The organism is Natronococcus jeotgali DSM 18795 (assembly GCF_000337695.1).
In the GTDB taxonomy this organism is placed as follows: domain Archaea; phylum Halobacteriota; class Halobacteria; order Halobacteriales; family Natrialbaceae; genus Natronococcus; species Natronococcus jeotgali.
In genome coordinates, this window is sequence record NZ_AOIA01000162.1 from 89,827 (window position 1) to 103,589 (window position 13,763).

Annotated in this window: 14 protein-coding genes and 1 pseudogene; 10 read left to right on the forward strand and 5 right to left on the reverse strand. The window is 69.0% G+C overall.

The window, feature by feature from the left end:
- Positions 1–13: 13 nt before the first annotated feature.
- Entirely contained in the window at positions 14–976 is a 963-nt protein-coding gene (locus tag C492_RS20305; protein WP_008427062.1) for a DUF368 domain-containing protein, read from the reverse strand.
- Positions 977–1,322: 346 nt separating this feature from the next.
- Here C492_RS20305 and thsA point away from each other — a divergent pair, with 346 nt between their 5' ends.
- Together thsA and C492_RS20315 are read left to right on the forward strand one after the other, a co-directional pair.
- Complete coding sequence (gene thsA / locus C492_RS20310; RefSeq protein WP_049893221.1) at positions 1,323–2,867, forward strand: thermosome subunit alpha; 1,545 nt, start codon at positions 1,323–1,325, stop codon at positions 2,865–2,867.
- Positions 2,868–2,945: 78 nt separating this feature from the next.
- A complete protein-coding gene (locus C492_RS20315) occupies positions 2,946–3,293 on the forward strand; it encodes a HalOD1 output domain-containing protein (RefSeq protein WP_008427067.1) in 348 nt (115 codons plus the stop codon).
- Between the two features lie 18 nt (positions 3,294–3,311).
- Here the strand turns inward: C492_RS20315 and C492_RS20320 are convergent, their stop codons facing one another.
- Both C492_RS20320 and C492_RS20325 read right to left on the reverse strand, forming a co-directional pair.
- Positions 3,312–4,124 (reverse strand): SAM hydrolase/SAM-dependent halogenase family protein, encoded by an 813-nt coding sequence (locus C492_RS20320; RefSeq protein ID WP_008427069.1) that lies wholly within the window; start codon positions 4,122–4,124, stop codon positions 3,312–3,314.
- Between the two features lie 83 nt (positions 4,125–4,207).
- The gene (locus C492_RS20325) at positions 4,208–4,723 is read right to left on the reverse strand and encodes a nicotinamide-nucleotide adenylyltransferase (RefSeq protein WP_008427070.1); all 516 of its coding nucleotides are present in this window, start codon (positions 4,721–4,723) and stop codon (positions 4,208–4,210) included.
- A 206-nt stretch (positions 4,724–4,929) separates the two neighbouring features.
- Here C492_RS20325 and lonB point away from each other — a divergent pair, with 206 nt between their 5' ends.
- From lonB to C492_RS20340, 3 genes are read left to right on the forward strand one after another with little or no spacing between them, the layout of a single operon-like run.
- Positions 4,930–7,134 carry an ATP-dependent protease LonB gene (gene lonB, locus C492_RS20330; protein ID WP_008427072.1) on the forward strand — a complete coding sequence of 735 codons (2,205 nt, stop codon included), beginning with the start codon at positions 4,930–4,932 and terminating at the stop codon, positions 7,132–7,134.
- A complete protein-coding gene (locus C492_RS20335; RefSeq protein WP_008427074.1) occupies positions 7,135–8,070 on the forward strand; it encodes a CPBP family intramembrane glutamic endopeptidase in 936 nt (311 codons plus the stop codon). It abuts the gene before it with no gap.
- 24 nt (positions 8,071–8,094) lie between these two features.
- Positions 8,095–8,436: a hypothetical protein gene (locus tag C492_RS20340; RefSeq protein ID WP_008427076.1), complete on the forward strand. Its 342-nt coding sequence runs from the start codon at positions 8,095–8,097 to the stop codon at positions 8,434–8,436.
- Between the two features lie 17 nt (positions 8,437–8,453).
- Here C492_RS20340 and C492_RS20345 read toward each other — a convergent pair whose 3' ends face one another.
- Entirely contained in the window at positions 8,454–8,924 is a 471-nt protein-coding gene (locus tag C492_RS20345; protein ID WP_008427078.1) for an MGMT family protein, read from the reverse strand.
- Between the two features lie 96 nt (positions 8,925–9,020).
- Between C492_RS20345 and trpC the strand changes: the two genes are divergently transcribed.
- The 5 genes from trpC (at position 9,021) to C492_RS20370 (ending at position 13,500) form a co-directional block, all read left to right on the forward strand.
- Entirely contained in the window at positions 9,021–9,791 is a 771-nt protein-coding gene (gene trpC / locus C492_RS20350) for an indole-3-glycerol phosphate synthase (protein WP_008427080.1), read from the forward strand.
- Positions 9,788–11,050, forward strand: coding sequence for a tryptophan synthase subunit beta (gene trpB, locus C492_RS20355; protein ID WP_008427084.1), 1,263 nt, complete (start codon positions 9,788–9,790; stop codon positions 11,048–11,050). The genes trpC and trpB overlap by 4 nt, the downstream gene beginning before the upstream one ends.
- Positions 11,047–11,949 carry a tryptophan synthase subunit alpha gene (gene trpA / locus C492_RS20360; RefSeq protein WP_008427086.1) on the forward strand — a complete coding sequence of 301 codons (903 nt, stop codon included), beginning with the start codon at positions 11,047–11,049 and terminating at the stop codon, positions 11,947–11,949. Before trpB ends, trpA begins: the two co-directional genes overlap by 4 nt.
- Positions 11,950–11,973: 24 nt before the next feature.
- Positions 11,974–12,768 (forward strand): 2-amino-3,7-dideoxy-D-threo-hept-6-ulosonate synthase, encoded by a 795-nt coding sequence (locus C492_RS20365; protein ID WP_008427088.1) that lies wholly within the window; start codon positions 11,974–11,976, stop codon positions 12,766–12,768.
- 138 nt (positions 12,769–12,906) lie between these two features.
- Positions 12,907–13,500 carry an HdeD family acid-resistance protein gene (locus C492_RS20370; protein ID WP_008427089.1) on the forward strand — a complete coding sequence of 198 codons (594 nt, stop codon included), beginning with the start codon at positions 12,907–12,909 and terminating at the stop codon, positions 13,498–13,500.
- Positions 13,501–13,510: 10 nt separating this feature from the next.
- Here the strand turns inward: C492_RS20370 and C492_RS20375 are convergent.
- Positions 13,511–13,763 (reverse strand): annotated as a pseudogene (locus C492_RS20375) (phosphorylase); the annotation flags it as partial.

Sequence of the window (13,763 nt, forward strand, 5' to 3'; positions counted from 1 at the left end):
CCCGCGAGGGGCGTCACTCGGGATCGAACCCGCCCGCGAGCCTGTCGAGCGCGAACAGCGCGACCGCGCCGGCGACGGCCCAGGCCGCGGTCAGCGCCAGGACCTCGCCCGTCAGCGCGCGCGCGTCGGCGATCTCGTGCAGCGGCGCGGGAACCGAGCCGGCGATGAGGCCGACGAGAAAGAGCAGGGTCGGCTCGCGGTGGCGTTCCAGCGCGAACCGGACCACCCGCGCGACCGTGACGAGTCCGACGGCGCCGCCGGCGACGAAGACGGCGACGGTCGTCCCCGGCTCGAGGACCGCGCCGACGGTCCCGTCGCCGAGGGCGAGATCTCGGAGCGACCCGAGGAAGGCGGTGAGCGACTCGGAGAGGAAGACGTACTGGCCCAGCAAGATGAGGATCAGCGAGCCGGAGACGCCCGGGAGGATCATCGCGCTGACCGCCAGCCCGCCGGAGAGAAAGATCACGACGGCGCCGCTGCCCGGCAGCTGGAGGACGTTGGTCGCGACCAGCAGGGAGAGCGCGGTCCCGGCGGCGGCCGCGAGGACGCGGCGGGCCGAGCCGAGCGACAGGCTCCGAAAGAGCACGACCGCCGAGGCGGCGATCAGTCCGACGAAGAACCCGAACAGCGCGACCGGGTGCGACTCCGCGAGGGCCGACACCGCGCCCGCGACGAGCGCGACGGCGGTTACTATCCCGACGCCCAGCGGGAGCAGGAACTGGAGATCGAGCTCGAGGAGGGCCGCTCGAGCCCGGGCGCGGCGCCGCGGGTCGTACCCTCCGAGAACGTCGAGCACGCGCCCGGGCGTGAACGCCGTCACGGCGGCGATCAGCCGTTCGTAGAACCCGAGCAGAAGCGCGACCGTGCCGCCGGAGACGCCCGGAAGGGCGTCGGCGGTGCCCATACAGAGCCCGTAGCAGTAGACGCGAAGCACCGACAGCCGCGATCGCAGCCGGCGTTCGAGAGCGGGTAACACGCCTGGAGTCACCGTTCGGTCGATGTCGCCGGAGAATCGACTACCCGTTTCGCGACCATACGTACCGCACGTTCCGGGAGCGATATAAATCGCCTCACTCGGTCGAGGGAACGTCCCGCCTCGGCGGCGTTCGAACGGCTCGAGCCGGCCCGCGGGGGACCGCGAGCGAACCGGGACGGGCCGACTGCGGCGGTCGATCGCCCCGGAACCGCAGTGCGTCGGACGGTGACAGGGGAAATCGCAAGACGGAGGCGCGCCGGCTAGCGAAACAATTATATAGAAGTGCTGACGACATGGTTAGTGAGGATCCACAATGGCACAACAGCGACGCATGGGCGGACAGCCCATGTTCATTCTGAGCGAGGATAGCCAGCGAACCCAGGGCCGGGACGCCCAGTCGTCGAACATCATGGCCGGCAAGGCCGTCGCCGAGTCGGTACGGACGACACTGGGGCCCCGCGGGATGGACAAGATGCTCGTCGACTCGGGCGGCGAGGTCGTCATCACGAACGACGGCGCGACCATCCTCAACGAGATGGACATCGAACACCCCGCGGCCCAGATGCTCGTCGAGGTCGCCGACTCCCAGGAGGAGGAGGTCGGCGACGGGACGACGACCGCGGCCGTGATCGCCGGCAACCTGCTCGGTGAGGCCGAAGACCTCATCGAACAGGACGTCCACGCGACGACGATCGTCGAGGGCTACCACGAGGCCGCCGAGATCGCCCTCGAGGCGATCGACGAGCAGGTCAGCGAAGAGACCGTCGACGACGACGTGCTCAAGCAGGTCGCCGAATCCAGCATGACGGGCAAGGGCACCGGCGGCCTGACCGCCGAATCGCTGGCCGAGACGGTCGTCGAGGCCATCCGCCACGTCGAGAGCGACGCCGGCGTCGAGCGTGACAACGTCACCGTCCACACCCAGATCGGCGCCTCCTCGAACGCGACCGAGCTCGTTCCGGGGATCGTCATCGACGAGGAGGCCGCCCACGACTCGATGCCCGGCGAGGTCGAGGACGCCTCGATCGCCGTGCTCGACGTCGAACTCGGCGTCCGCACCGGCGAGCTCGACGCCGAGTACGCCATCGACTCGATCGACCAGCTCAACCAGGCCATCGACGCCGAGGAGAGCGAGGTTCGGGGCTACGCCGAGACGCTGGCCGAGAGCGGCGCCGACGTCGTCTTCACGACCGACGACGTCGACGACCGCATCAGCTCGTTCCTCGCGAAGGAGGGCGTGCTGGTCTTCGACGGCCTCGGCGACTCCGACGCCCGCCAGATCGTCTCCGCGACCGGCGCCAACCGCGTCGGCGCCCTCGAGGACCTCGAGGAGAGCGACTTCGGCGCGGCCGACCGCGTGCGCGCACAGAACTACGGCGACGACGACCTGGCGTTCGTCGAGGGCGGCGCGGCCGCCGAGGCCGTCACCGTCTTCGTCCGCGGCGGCACCGAACACGTCGTCGACGAGCTCGAGCGCGCGATCAACGACGCACTCGACGTCGTCGCGACGGCGCTCGAGTCCGGCGAGGTCGTCCCCGGCGCCGGCGCCACCGAGATCGCGATCGCCGACAAGATCCGCTCGGAGGCCGCCGGCATCGAGGGCCGCAAACAGCTCGCGGTCACCTCCTTCGCCGACGCCCTCGACGTCGTGCCGCGGACGCTGGCGACCAACACCGGCCAGGACCCGATCGACACGCTGGTCGACCTGCGGGCGGCCCACGAGGGCGGCGACCGCGCCGGCCTCATCACCGACGGCGAGACCGTCACCATCGACGACCCCTTCGAGTACGGCGTCGTCGACCCCGCCGACGTCAAACGGGAGGCCATCGAGAGCGCGACCGAGGCCGCGACGATGATCGTCCGCATCGACGACGTCATCGCCGCCGAGTAAGCGCAGTTCGTCTCCCCTCTAACACTAATTGTATTTTTGACGATAGTCTTAAGGAATAATATGCGGACACGTTGAAGTATGTCCGTCTCGCCTCCCTCGGATCGGCTGACTCCCGTCGACGACGCGGCCGGCCGAACCGTCTACTACGACGAGGACGGCGACACCTACCACGTGTGGTGGTCCAGCGACGAGTCCCAGTCGGCGAGCACGGCGCTAGTACTCGCCGTCGCGTCGGTACTCGAGACCGATCCGGCGGACCTCGAGACGCTGTCGCGACGGATCGATCCGGACGCGCTCGACGCGCTGTTCTCCCACTGGGCGCGCCACCGTCCCGGGACCGGGAGCGTCTCCTTTCGGTTCGCTCGCTGTGCGGTCACCGGATACGCGTCCGGCGAGTTCCGCATCGAACCGCCCGAGGGCGACTGACCCGCGGCCGGGAGCTGCTCACGTTACGGGTTCGAGGACGATCCTGTCGCCGACCGCGAGGTCGAACGCCGCCTCGCCACGTCCGCGGTTGACGTCGAGTTCGACGTAGCCGTGGCTGCCGACGAGCGCGAGTCGCCGACCGACCGGGACGTCCGCGAAGGCGTCGCCGACGGGCACGGGCTCGCCGTTCGCGAGGACCCGGTCGCGACCCTCGAGGTAGTCACCCGGAACGCTCGTGACCACGTTGCCGAAGTCGTCGACGACCAGCACCTCGCCGTCGACCGCGCCGTCCTCGACGGTCGCTTCGGGCAAGGTGAGATCGACGCGGTCGTCGGTCCGTCCGAGCGCCTCGAGCGAGCCGAGTCGATCGAGGGCGACCTCGTGGACCGCGGCCGCGGCGGGCGCGAAGACGTCCCGCCCGTGGAACGTGTTGCTTTGCGGGCCCGCACCGGGATCCGGCGCCGACTCGCCTGCGGGATCGACCGGTTCGATCGCCCGCTCGTCGACGGCGTACGTCTCGATCGGCCCGTCGCCGGCCAGACGGCGGGCCGCGGGAACCAGGACGCCGTTGTCCGGCCCCACGAGCGCGTGGTCGCCGGCCCGGATCGCGATCGCCGCGCGGTCGGTGCCGACGCCGGGGTCGACGACCACGAGGTGGGTCGCCGGCGGGAAGTACGGCAGCGTCTCCCGGAGCCAGAACGCCGCGGTGCGGACGTCCTGGCGCGGGAAGTCGTGACCGACGTCGACAAGCCGCGCGTCGGTTCGTCGGAGCAGAACGCCCTTCATCGCGGCGGGGTAGGGCGTTCCGAAGTCTGACGCGAGCGTGATCATGGTCGGCGGTACGGAGCGGTCGATGAAAACGGATGCGGCTCGGGGCGGCCGCGAGGCGGGCGTAATCGGCGAGTACCGTCGCGCTACCCGCCGTTCGAGTCCGATCCGCTGACCATCTGGATCCGCTCGATCCCGTTGATCTCCTCGACGACTTCGACGACGGCCTCGGGAACCAGCGACTCCCAGTCGCCGTCGTTGATCATCCGCTCACGGACCTCAGTTCCCTCGAGCACCTCGCGGTTGAACATCGGCGACTGGCGAACCTCGAAGTCGGCCTCGCGAAACAGCTGGACGACCAGCGGGTTGTTCGAGTACGCGACGTCGAAGTGAGGACTCATGCTCCGGACGTGGCTCACCCACACCGAGTTGCGGTCCAGGTCCTCGATCGGGACGGCGTAGGTCACCAGATCGGAGTCGACCAGCGACTTGGTGATCATCATGATTCGCTCGCCGGCGGTAAACGGGTTGCGCACGGAGTGCGAGTCGTCGGCGCTTCCGATTCCCAGGACGAGTTCGTCGACGTCCTCGGCGATCTGCTCGACCATGTTGCGGTGACCGTTGTGAAACGGCTGGAAGCGACCGATGTAAAACCCCCTCATGGCGGGTACTGGTTCGGGGCGGCGCTTAAGCGTGGCGAGTTTCCTCGCGCGGACGCTACTTCGGGGCGGCGACATCGGGAGCAGTCGCAGCGGGAATCGGGCGTCTCGAGGGCCGTAGTCGTCGCTTACGGCGTCTATCGCTGCGACCCGCATGGAGAAAGTATATCAGTCGCAATCCCTTCGAATCAGGTACTGAACAGAGTTCTATGAGCAACGATACGAACGTCGACGATTCCCCCGAAGGCGCACCTGACGCCGCTCCCGACGAGACCGAACGGGACCGGGCGTCGGACGACCAGGGGGATCGATCGCCAGTGACGGACTCCGGCGATCGGACCGACGAGTCCGGCCGCCGGCCGAACGGCGAGTTCGGCCGCGAGTCGGGGCCCGACGGGTCCGAGCAACGTCCGCCCGAGGGGTTCGAAGAGGACCCCGACGGGGACGACATCGAGACGGTCGAGGACCTCGGTAGCGAGGTCGACGTCGATCCCGGCGTCGAGATCGACGAGGAAAACGCCGAGGACGACCTCCTCGGTGGCCTCAAGATCGATTCGACCGCGGACATCGAGGTACCCGACCGACTCGTCGACCAAGTGATCGGACAGGACGAGGCCCGCGACATCATCATCAAGGCGGCCAAGCAACGGCGCCACGTGATGATGATCGGGTCGCCGGGGACCGGGAAGTCGATGCTGGCGAAGGCGATGAGCCAGCTACTGCCCCAGGAGGACCTCCAGGACGTCCTCGTCTACCACAACCCCGACGACGGTAACGAACCGAAGGTTCGAACGGTTCCAGCCGGCAAGGGCGAACAGATCATCGACGCCCACAAGGAGGAAGCCCGCAAGCGCAACCAGATGCGCTCGATCCTGATGTGGATCATCATCGCGATCGTCGTCGGGTACGCGATCCTCTCCGGACAGATCCTGCTCGGCATCCTCGCTGCGGGGATCATCTGGTTTATCTTCCGGTACACCTCCCGCGGGTCGGACGCGATGGTGCCGAACATGATCGTCGACAACGGCGAGCAGCGCCAGGCTCCCTTCGAGGACGCCACCGGCGCCCACGCCGGCGCCCTGCTGGGCGACGTCCGCCACGACCCGTTCCAGTCCGGCGGCATGGAGACGCCGAGCCACGACCGGGTCGAGCCCGGCTCCATCCACAAGGCCAACAAGGGCGTGCTGTTCGTCGACGAGATGAACACGCTCGACATCCGCACCCAGCAGAAGCTGATGACGGCGATCCAGGAGGGCGAGTTCTCGATCACGGGCCAGTCCGAGCGCTCCTCGGGCGCGATGGTCCAGACCGAGCCCGTCCCCTGTGACTTCGTCATGATCGCTGCGGGCAACCTCGACGCGATGGAGAACATGCACCCCGCGCTCCGGAGCCGTATCAAGGGCTACGGGTACGAGGTGTACATGGACGACACCATCGAGGACACCCCCGAGATGCGCCGGAAGTACGCCCGGTTCATCGCCCAGGAGGTCGAGCGCGACGGACGGCTTCCCCACTTCACGCGCGATGCCGTCGAGGAGGTCATCCTCGAGGCCAAACGCCGCGCGGGCCGCAAGGAGCACCTGACCCTCGAGTTCCGGAGCCTCGGCGGGCTCGTGCGGGTCGCCGGCGACATCGCCCGCGCCGAGGACGCCGAGTTCACGACCCGCGAGCACGTCCTCGAGGCGAAGGGACGCTCGCGGTCGATCGAACAGCAACTCGCCGACGACTACATCGAACGGCGCAAGGACTACGAGCTGCAGGTCACCCAGGACGGCATGGAGGGACGCGTCAACGGCCTGGCGGTCATGGGCGAGGACTCGGGTATCATGCTCCCCGTGATGGCCGAGATCGCACCCGCCCAGGGCCAGGGCCAGGTGATCGCCACCGGCAAACTCCAGGAGATGGCCGAGGAGTCGGTCCAGAACGTCTCGGCGATCATCAAGAAGTTCTCCGACGTGAACCTCTCCGAGAAGGACGTCCACATCCAGTTCGTTCAGGCCGGCCAGCAGGGCGTCGACGGCGACTCCGCCTCCATCACGGTGGCGACGGCCGTCATCTCCGCCCTGGAGGATATCCCGGTCGACCAGTCGGTCGCGATGACCGGGTCGCTCTCCGTTCGCGGGGACGTCCTCCCGGTCGGCGGGGTCACCCACAAGATCGAGGCCGCCGCCAAGGCCGGCTGCACTAAGGTCATCATCCCCAAGGCGAACGAGCAGGACGTGATGATCGAAGACGAGTACGCCGAGATGATCGAGATCATCCCGTGCTCGAACATCAGCGAGGTCCTAGACGTCGCCCTGATGGGCGAACCCAAGAAGGACTCGCTGGTCGATCGGCTCAAGTCGATCACCGGATCGGCCTTCGATCAGCAGACCGTCGGCTCGGCCAGCGGTTCGAACCCCAGCCCGCAGTAGATGGCTACCTGGACGGCGTTCGCGGCGATTACGGGCGCCGTCCTCCTCGTTCTCCTCGTTCTGTCACACCTCACACAATCCGCGTTCGACGGCGTCGATCTCGAGACCGCCGACGAGTCGACCCGCGAGTCTCTCGAGGCCGAGTCGGTCTCCGAGCGCGGACGCGAGGTCGAGTCCGAACCCGACCGCGAGCCCGCGGCGTCGAACGCCGCACCGAGATCCGAGCCGGCGGCGACCGATCGCCGCGGGGTCGGACCCGACGAAACCGCCGAGCCGGATCGGCGGCGACGGTCGCGAACGCGCCGGGGCGCGGGCGTCGATCCCGATTCGCTGACAGCGGGTGCGATGCTGGCGAACGTCGCGGCCTCCCAGGGGCTGTTCGCGCTCGTCCTGCTGGGCGCCGTCGTCTACACCGGCGTGCCGGCCGACGCGCTCGGGATCGAGTTCTCGCGAACGTACCTCGAGACCGGGCTGGTCGTCGGGACCGGGGTCGGGATCGTCCTCTACGTCGCCGACGAGCTCGGCGCCGCGCTCGTGACCCGGCTGGGGTTCGACCACGACGAACGGCTTCGAAAGCTGCTCGCGCCCGGTTCGGCGCGGGAGTGGGTCGTCCTGCTCGGGGGCGTGCTCCCGATCATCGCCGTCTTCGAGGAACTACTGTTCCGGGCCGCACTAATCGGCGCGCTCTCGGTCGGCTTCGGGGTCTCGCCGTGGCTGCTCGCGGCGGCGTCCTCGATCGCGTTCGCGCTCGGCCACGGGATGCAAGGCGTCGTCGGCGTCGTCGTCACCGGAGCGCTCGGGTTCGTGCTGGCGGCGGTCTTTATCGTGACCGAGAGCTTCCTGGTGGTCGTCGTGGCCCACTACCTGATCAACGCCCTCGAGTTCGTCGTCCACGAGGCGATCGACCTCGAGTGGGCCCGAACCATCGAAAGCTAAGGGACGCGGGGCCCGAACTCGCGTATGAGCGACGCGATCGAGCTCTCGGCGTCGACGCGGCGGCTGATCGTCTACGGGATCCTCTCGTACTTCGGGCTGTTCGCGTACGCCACCCTCGCCGAGAGCGAGCCGGCGGCGGCCGCGGCCGAGGTCGCCTTCGGGCTGGTCGCGGTCGGGATCGGTGCGGTCCTCTATCGGGAGGCCGACGGGGCGACGGTCGTCTCCGGCGCCGCGGGCTGTCTGATCGCCGGCGGGGTCCTCCAGTTCGTCCACCTGGCTACCCGGCTGGTGGTCGTCGACCTGGCGAGCACGCTGCTGATCTACGCGGGGATCGGCCTCTACGCCTACGCGACCCTGAGAGGGTAGAACCGAGGGCGCCGAACCTACAACCCCTCGAGCGAGCGCAGCTTCTGTTCGACCGGCGGCGGCGCGGCGCTGGGGCCGTCGCGGACCCGGTGGTCGGGAATCAGGATCGGCGCGGGGTTGCTATCCAGCGCCGTCCGAACCAGGGTGAGATCCTCGTCGTCCTCGTGATCCAGCTCCGGGGTCATCCGCGCCAGCGTGCGGACGTCGACCTGGTCGCCGTACGGGATCTCCCGGACCCCCTCCAGCACCGCCCGCTGGTCGGTCGGCATCGTCAGCGCGACCTGGACGTCGTCGAACGCGACCTCCTCGAGTCCGTCGAGGTACTCGAAGATCCGATCGAGGACGGGGTGGTCGGTCTCGGCGTCGTCCTCGGGCGTCTTCGGGAACGAAACCCGCAGCACCCGTCCGCCCGCGACGCCGACCTGCACGTGTCGGTCGAGGTACGACGACTCCCGCGCGTAGATCCCGGCGTCGGTGACATCCTCCATGGGCGGCGATACGGGCGACGGGCTTGAATATTCGCCGGTCGTTCGGGCGACGCGGACGCAAGCCTTATGTACATAACAGTACGTCGATGTACAATAATGACCTCTCAAACGGAGCTCGATCCCGCGGTCCGGGCCATCCTCGAGGCCGCGCGGAAGCGATCGACCGATCGGGAGCGGGTCTCGGTCGACGCGCGGTCGCTGCCCGACGCGCTGGCTCGGGCGGAGCGCGAGGGCCGCGTCCCGGTTATCGCGGAGGTAAAGCCGACGAGTCCGACCGCCGAGGGCACCCGCGCGGACGATCCCGTCGAGTTGGCCGAGGCGATGGTCGCGGGCGGCGCGGCGGCGATCTCGGTGTTGACCGAACCCGAGCACTTCGGGGGCTCCCCCGAGGCGCTGCGACGGGTCCGGAAGGCCGTCGACGTCCCCGTGTTGCGCAAGGACTTCCTCGTCCGGGAAGCCCAACTGGATGCCGTCGCGGCCGACCTCCTCCTGCTCATCGCGCGGTTCGTAGACGATCTCGAGGAGCTGGTGACGGCCGCCCGCGAGCGAGGGTTCCAGCCGCTCGTGGAGGTCCACGACCGCGACGAACTCGAGACCGCCCTCGAGGCGGGGGCGGAGATCGTCGGAATCAACAACCGGGACCTCGCACGACTCGAGGTCGATCTCGGAACGTTCGAGTCCGTGGCGCCCCACGCGCCCGACGACGTGACCGTGATCGCCGAGAGCGGCGTCTCCTCGCCCGAGGACGTCCGGCGGATGCGTCGCGCGGGCGCCGACGCCCTGCTGGTCGGCAGCGCGATCATGGACCACGGCGGCGGGAGCGACGTGACCGAGAACACCCGACGGCTGACGGAGGCAACCCAATGAGCACACCGGAACGAAACCGCGATCGAGACGGCGAGGCGACGTTCGGCGAGTACGGCGGCCAGTACGTCCCCGAGGCGCTGATGCCCGCCCTCCAGGAACTCGAGGACGCCTACGAGCGGTACGTCCTCGAGAACGAGGACGGGTTCATGGACGAGTTCCGCGAGCGGATGCGCGACTTCGGCGGGCGGCCCACGCCGCTCCAGCGCGCGGATCGACTCAGCGAGCGCTACGATCGGGAGGTCTACCTCAAGCGCGAGGACCTGGTCCACGGCGGGGCCCACAAGCTCAACAACGCGCTCGGCCAGGTGCTGCTGGCCAAGTATATGGGCAAGGAACGGATCGTCGCCGAGACCGGCGCCGGCCAGCACGGCACGGCGACGGCGATGGCGGCGGCCCACCTCGACATGCCCTGCGAGATCTACATGGGCCGGACCGACATCAACCGCCAGCGGCCCAACGTCTACCGGATGCGGATGAACGGTGCGGCGGTGAACCCGGTCACCGCCGGCTCCGGCACCCTGAAGGAGGCGATCAACGAGACGATGCGTGACTGGGCGACGACCGTCGAGCGAACCCACTACGTGATCGGTTCGATCGTCGGCCCCCACCCCTTCCCGAAGCTGGTTCGGGAGTTCCAGTCGGTGATCGGTCGCGAGGCCCGCGAGCAGATCCGGGAGAAGACGGGTCGGCTCCCCGACAGCGTCCTCGCGTGCGCGGGCGGGGGATCGAACACGATCGGGGCCTTCCACGAGTTCGTGCCCGACGAGGACATCGCGCTACACGCGGTGGAGGCAGGCGGCTCGAGCCTCGAGATCGACGAGGCGGAAGGCGTCGCACCCAACTCGGCGACGCTGTCGACGGGCACCGACGGCGTGCTCCACGGCGCGATGACCAAGTTGCTCCAGAGCACGGACGGCCAGATCGTCGAGTCCCACAGCGTCAGCGCGGGCCTGGACTACGCCGGCGTCGGCCCCGAGCTCTCACACCTCGTCGAGACCGGACGGGTGACGCCCGTCAGCGTCCCCGACGAGGCGGCGCTGAACGGCTTCCACCGGCTCTCGAACCTCGAGGGGATCATTCCGGCGCTGGAGTCGAGTCACGCGCTCGGATACTTAGAGGAGAACTACGAGGACCTCGGCGACCTCGTCGTCGTCAACGTCTCCGGACGGGGCGACAAGGACCTGGAGACGGTGCTCGAGGAGACCGAAACGCGCGACCTCGAGGCCGCGCCGGACGTGGAGGTGTTCGACCGACAATGACCGACGAACAGACGACCGCCGACAGCGAAATCGAGGCCGCCATCCGCGAGAACCACCCCGCGCTGATCACCTACATCACGGCGGGCGACCCCTCGCTCGAGGACACCACGGAGTACGTCGAGGCCCTCGACAGGGGCGGCGCGGACCTGATCGAACTCGGTCTCCCGTTCTCGGAGCCGATCGCGGAGGGGCCGACGATCCAGGCGGCGATCAACCGCGCGCTCGAGGCGGGCACGACCCCCGAGGGTTTCTTCGAGCTGGTCGACGACCTCGAGACCGAGGCGCCGCTGCTGGTGATGACCTACTACAACATGCTGCTCCAGTATGGGCCAAGCGAGGCGCAACGCGCCTCGGAAGGTGACGCGGAGAAGCCGCGGAACGAAGCCGACGTTCGGCCGTTCGTCGAGCGCGCCGCCGAGGCCGGGCTCTCGGGGATCATCGTCCCCGACCTGCCCGCCGAGGAGGCCGATCCCCTTCGCGAGGCCTGCGACGAGCACGGGCTCGATCTGGTCTTCATCGTCGCGCCGACGACCGAGGGCGAACGCCTCGAGCGGATCATGTCCCAGGTGTCGGGCTTCGCGTACGTCCAGGCCCGCCTGGGGACGACGGGCGCGCGGGCGGACGTCTCGAACGCGACCCACGACAGCCTGACGCGCCTCGAGGAGTACGAGGTGCCCAAGGCGGTCGGCTTCGGCGTCAGCGAGGGCGACCACGCCGCGGAGATAATCGAGGCCGGCGCCGACGGCGTCATCGTCGGCAGCGCCCTGGTCGACATCATTGCGGAACACGGCGAGGGCAACGCCCCCGCGGCCGCCGCCCTCGAGGCCAAGGCCGCCGAACTCAAACGCGGCGCCCGCCGGGGCGGCGGGGTAGATGTACCGGAACCAGAACAGCCATAACCACCTGATTGCTAGACACTCGCAATGACTACAGGCACCGACGCACGACTCGAGCGGATCGGTACAGACGGATCGTACGTAATCGTCCCGATGGACCACGGCCTCACGATGGGAGCCGTCCAGGGGCTGAAAGACATCGAATCGACCATCGACGGCGTGACCCGCGGCGGGGCCGACGCCGTCCTCACCCAGAAGGGGATCGCGCCCCGCGTCCACGACAACAAGAACGGCAAGGGGTACATCGTCCACCTCAACGGGTCGACGACGATCGGCCCCGACGAGCAGGACAAACGGGTAACCGGCACCGTCGAGGAGGCGATCCGGGTCGGCGCCGACGCCGTCTCCTTCCACATCAACGTCGGCTCGGACTACGAGCCCGACCAGACCAGCCAGCTCGCGGAGATCACCGCCGAAGCCGACCGGTTCGGCATCCCCGTCCTCGCGATGGCCTACGCCCGCGGCCCGGGAATCGACTCGGCCGACCCCGAGTCGCTGGGCCACGCCGTTCGGCTCGCCGAGGAGGTCGGCGCCGACGTCGTCAAGACGGGGTACAGCGGCGACGCCGACAGCTTCGAGCACGTCGTCGAGTCGACCCGTCTCCCGGTCGTCATCGCCGGCGGCTCGCGGGGCACCGACCGCGAGACCCTCGAGATGGTCCGCGGCGCGATGGACGCCGGCGGCGACGGGATCTCGATGGGCCGGTCGATCTTCCAGCACGAGGACCCCGAGGCGATCGCGACGGCCGTCGGCGGGATCGTCCACGACGACCGCTCCGTCGACGAGGCGCTGACGGAGTCGGGGCTGGCGCTCGAGGTCTGATCGGCTCGGGACCTCGTTCGACCGTTTCAGACGTGTTCGAACCCTCACCCACGCGGACCGGTCCCTTTCTCGGAGTTACTGTCAGCGCGTAGATAATAGCTATCTCCGTGCGGCGCCTCCGTTCGCTCGGAGAGTTCCATGAGTACACCAACTACCGAACCCGGAACCTACTCGTTACAGCAGGGCTGGCGGACGCTCGCGATCGCGGGCGGCGTCGTCGCCGTGCTGGGATTGCTCGCGATCCTCCTCCCGCTCGCGACGGGTATCGCGATCACGTACCTCGTCGGCGCCCTGCTGGTCGGCGGCGGAATCGTCCACGCCGGACACGCGTTCACCGCGCGCGGCTGGCGAGGGTCGCTGTGGCAACTCGCGCTCGCAGCGGTGTCGATCGGTGCCGGGTTGCTTCTGTTCGTCAATCCGGCCCTGGGCCTGCTCAGTCTGACGCTGCTGGTCGTGGCGTACCTGCTCGTCGATGGCATCGCCGAACTCGGCGTAAGCCTTCGGATGGCGGGCGAACCGGGACGGGCGTGGATCGCCGTCAGCGGCGCCCTCTCGCTCGTTCTCGCGGGGCTTCTGTGGGCGGGGTTCCCCGCCACCGCAGCCTGGGCGATCGGGCTGCTCGTCGGGATCAGTCTCGTCACGACGGGGCTCTCGATGGTCGCGGTCGCCTACGGCGGCCGCCGGCTCGAGGACGACGTGGCGCCGCCGGCGACCGAACCCCGCGGCGCCTGAGACGCCGCGCTCAGTTTTCGACCGGACCGCGTTCGTCCCGGACCCCGAGCGGATCGGTCTCGAGCAGTTCCTCGACGACCGCCGAGCCGACGCGCTCGGCGTTGTCGATCGCCAGCGCGAGACTCGACGCGGTTCCGTCGAAGCTTTCCTCGACCGTCTCGCCGGGCGCCGGGCGGTCGTAGTTGGCGACCGCGCGCACGCTCAGGTAGCGCTCGAGCAGATCGAACCGCTCGAGGGCGGTCGCCGTCGCCGCGTCTTCCATC

What these genes read in the sequence shown, in the direction of transcription:
- C492_RS20320 (WP_008427069.1), bottom strand. Translation starts at nt 4,124, where the DNA reads ATGATCACGCTCGCGTCAGACTTCGGAACGCCCTACCCCGCCGCGATG.
- lonB (WP_008427072.1), top strand. Translation starts at nt 4,930, where the DNA reads ATGAGCAACGATACGAACGTCGACGATTCCCCCGAAGGCGCACCTGAC.
- C492_RS20365 (WP_008427088.1), top strand. Translation starts at nt 11,974, where the DNA reads ATGACTACAGGCACCGACGCACGACTCGAGCGGATCGGTACAGACGGA.
- C492_RS20335 (WP_008427074.1), top strand. Translation starts at nt 7,135, where the DNA reads ATGGCTACCTGGACGGCGTTCGCGGCGATTACGGGCGCCGTCCTCCTC.
- trpA (WP_008427086.1), top strand. Translation starts at nt 11,047, where the DNA reads ATGACCGACGAACAGACGACCGCCGACAGCGAAATCGAGGCCGCCATC.
- C492_RS20340 (WP_008427076.1), top strand. Translation starts at nt 8,095, where the DNA reads ATGAGCGACGCGATCGAGCTCTCGGCGTCGACGCGGCGGCTGATCGTC.
- C492_RS20345 (WP_008427078.1), bottom strand. Translation starts at nt 8,924, where the DNA reads ATGGAGGATGTCACCGACGCCGGGATCTACGCGCGGGAGTCGTCGTAC.
- trpB (WP_008427084.1), top strand. Translation starts at nt 9,788, where the DNA reads ATGAGCACACCGGAACGAAACCGCGATCGAGACGGCGAGGCGACGTTC.
- trpC (WP_008427080.1), top strand. Translation starts at nt 9,021, where the DNA reads ATGACCTCTCAAACGGAGCTCGATCCCGCGGTCCGGGCCATCCTCGAG.
- thsA (WP_049893221.1), top strand. Translation starts at nt 1,323, where the DNA reads ATGTTCATTCTGAGCGAGGATAGCCAGCGAACCCAGGGCCGGGACGCC.
- C492_RS20325 (WP_008427070.1), bottom strand. Translation starts at nt 4,723, where the DNA reads ATGAGGGGGTTTTACATCGGTCGCTTCCAGCCGTTTCACAACGGTCAC.
- C492_RS20370 (WP_008427089.1), top strand. Translation starts at nt 12,907, where the DNA reads ATGAGTACACCAACTACCGAACCCGGAACCTACTCGTTACAGCAGGGC.
- C492_RS20315 (WP_008427067.1), top strand. Translation starts at nt 2,946, where the DNA reads ATGTCCGTCTCGCCTCCCTCGGATCGGCTGACTCCCGTCGACGACGCG.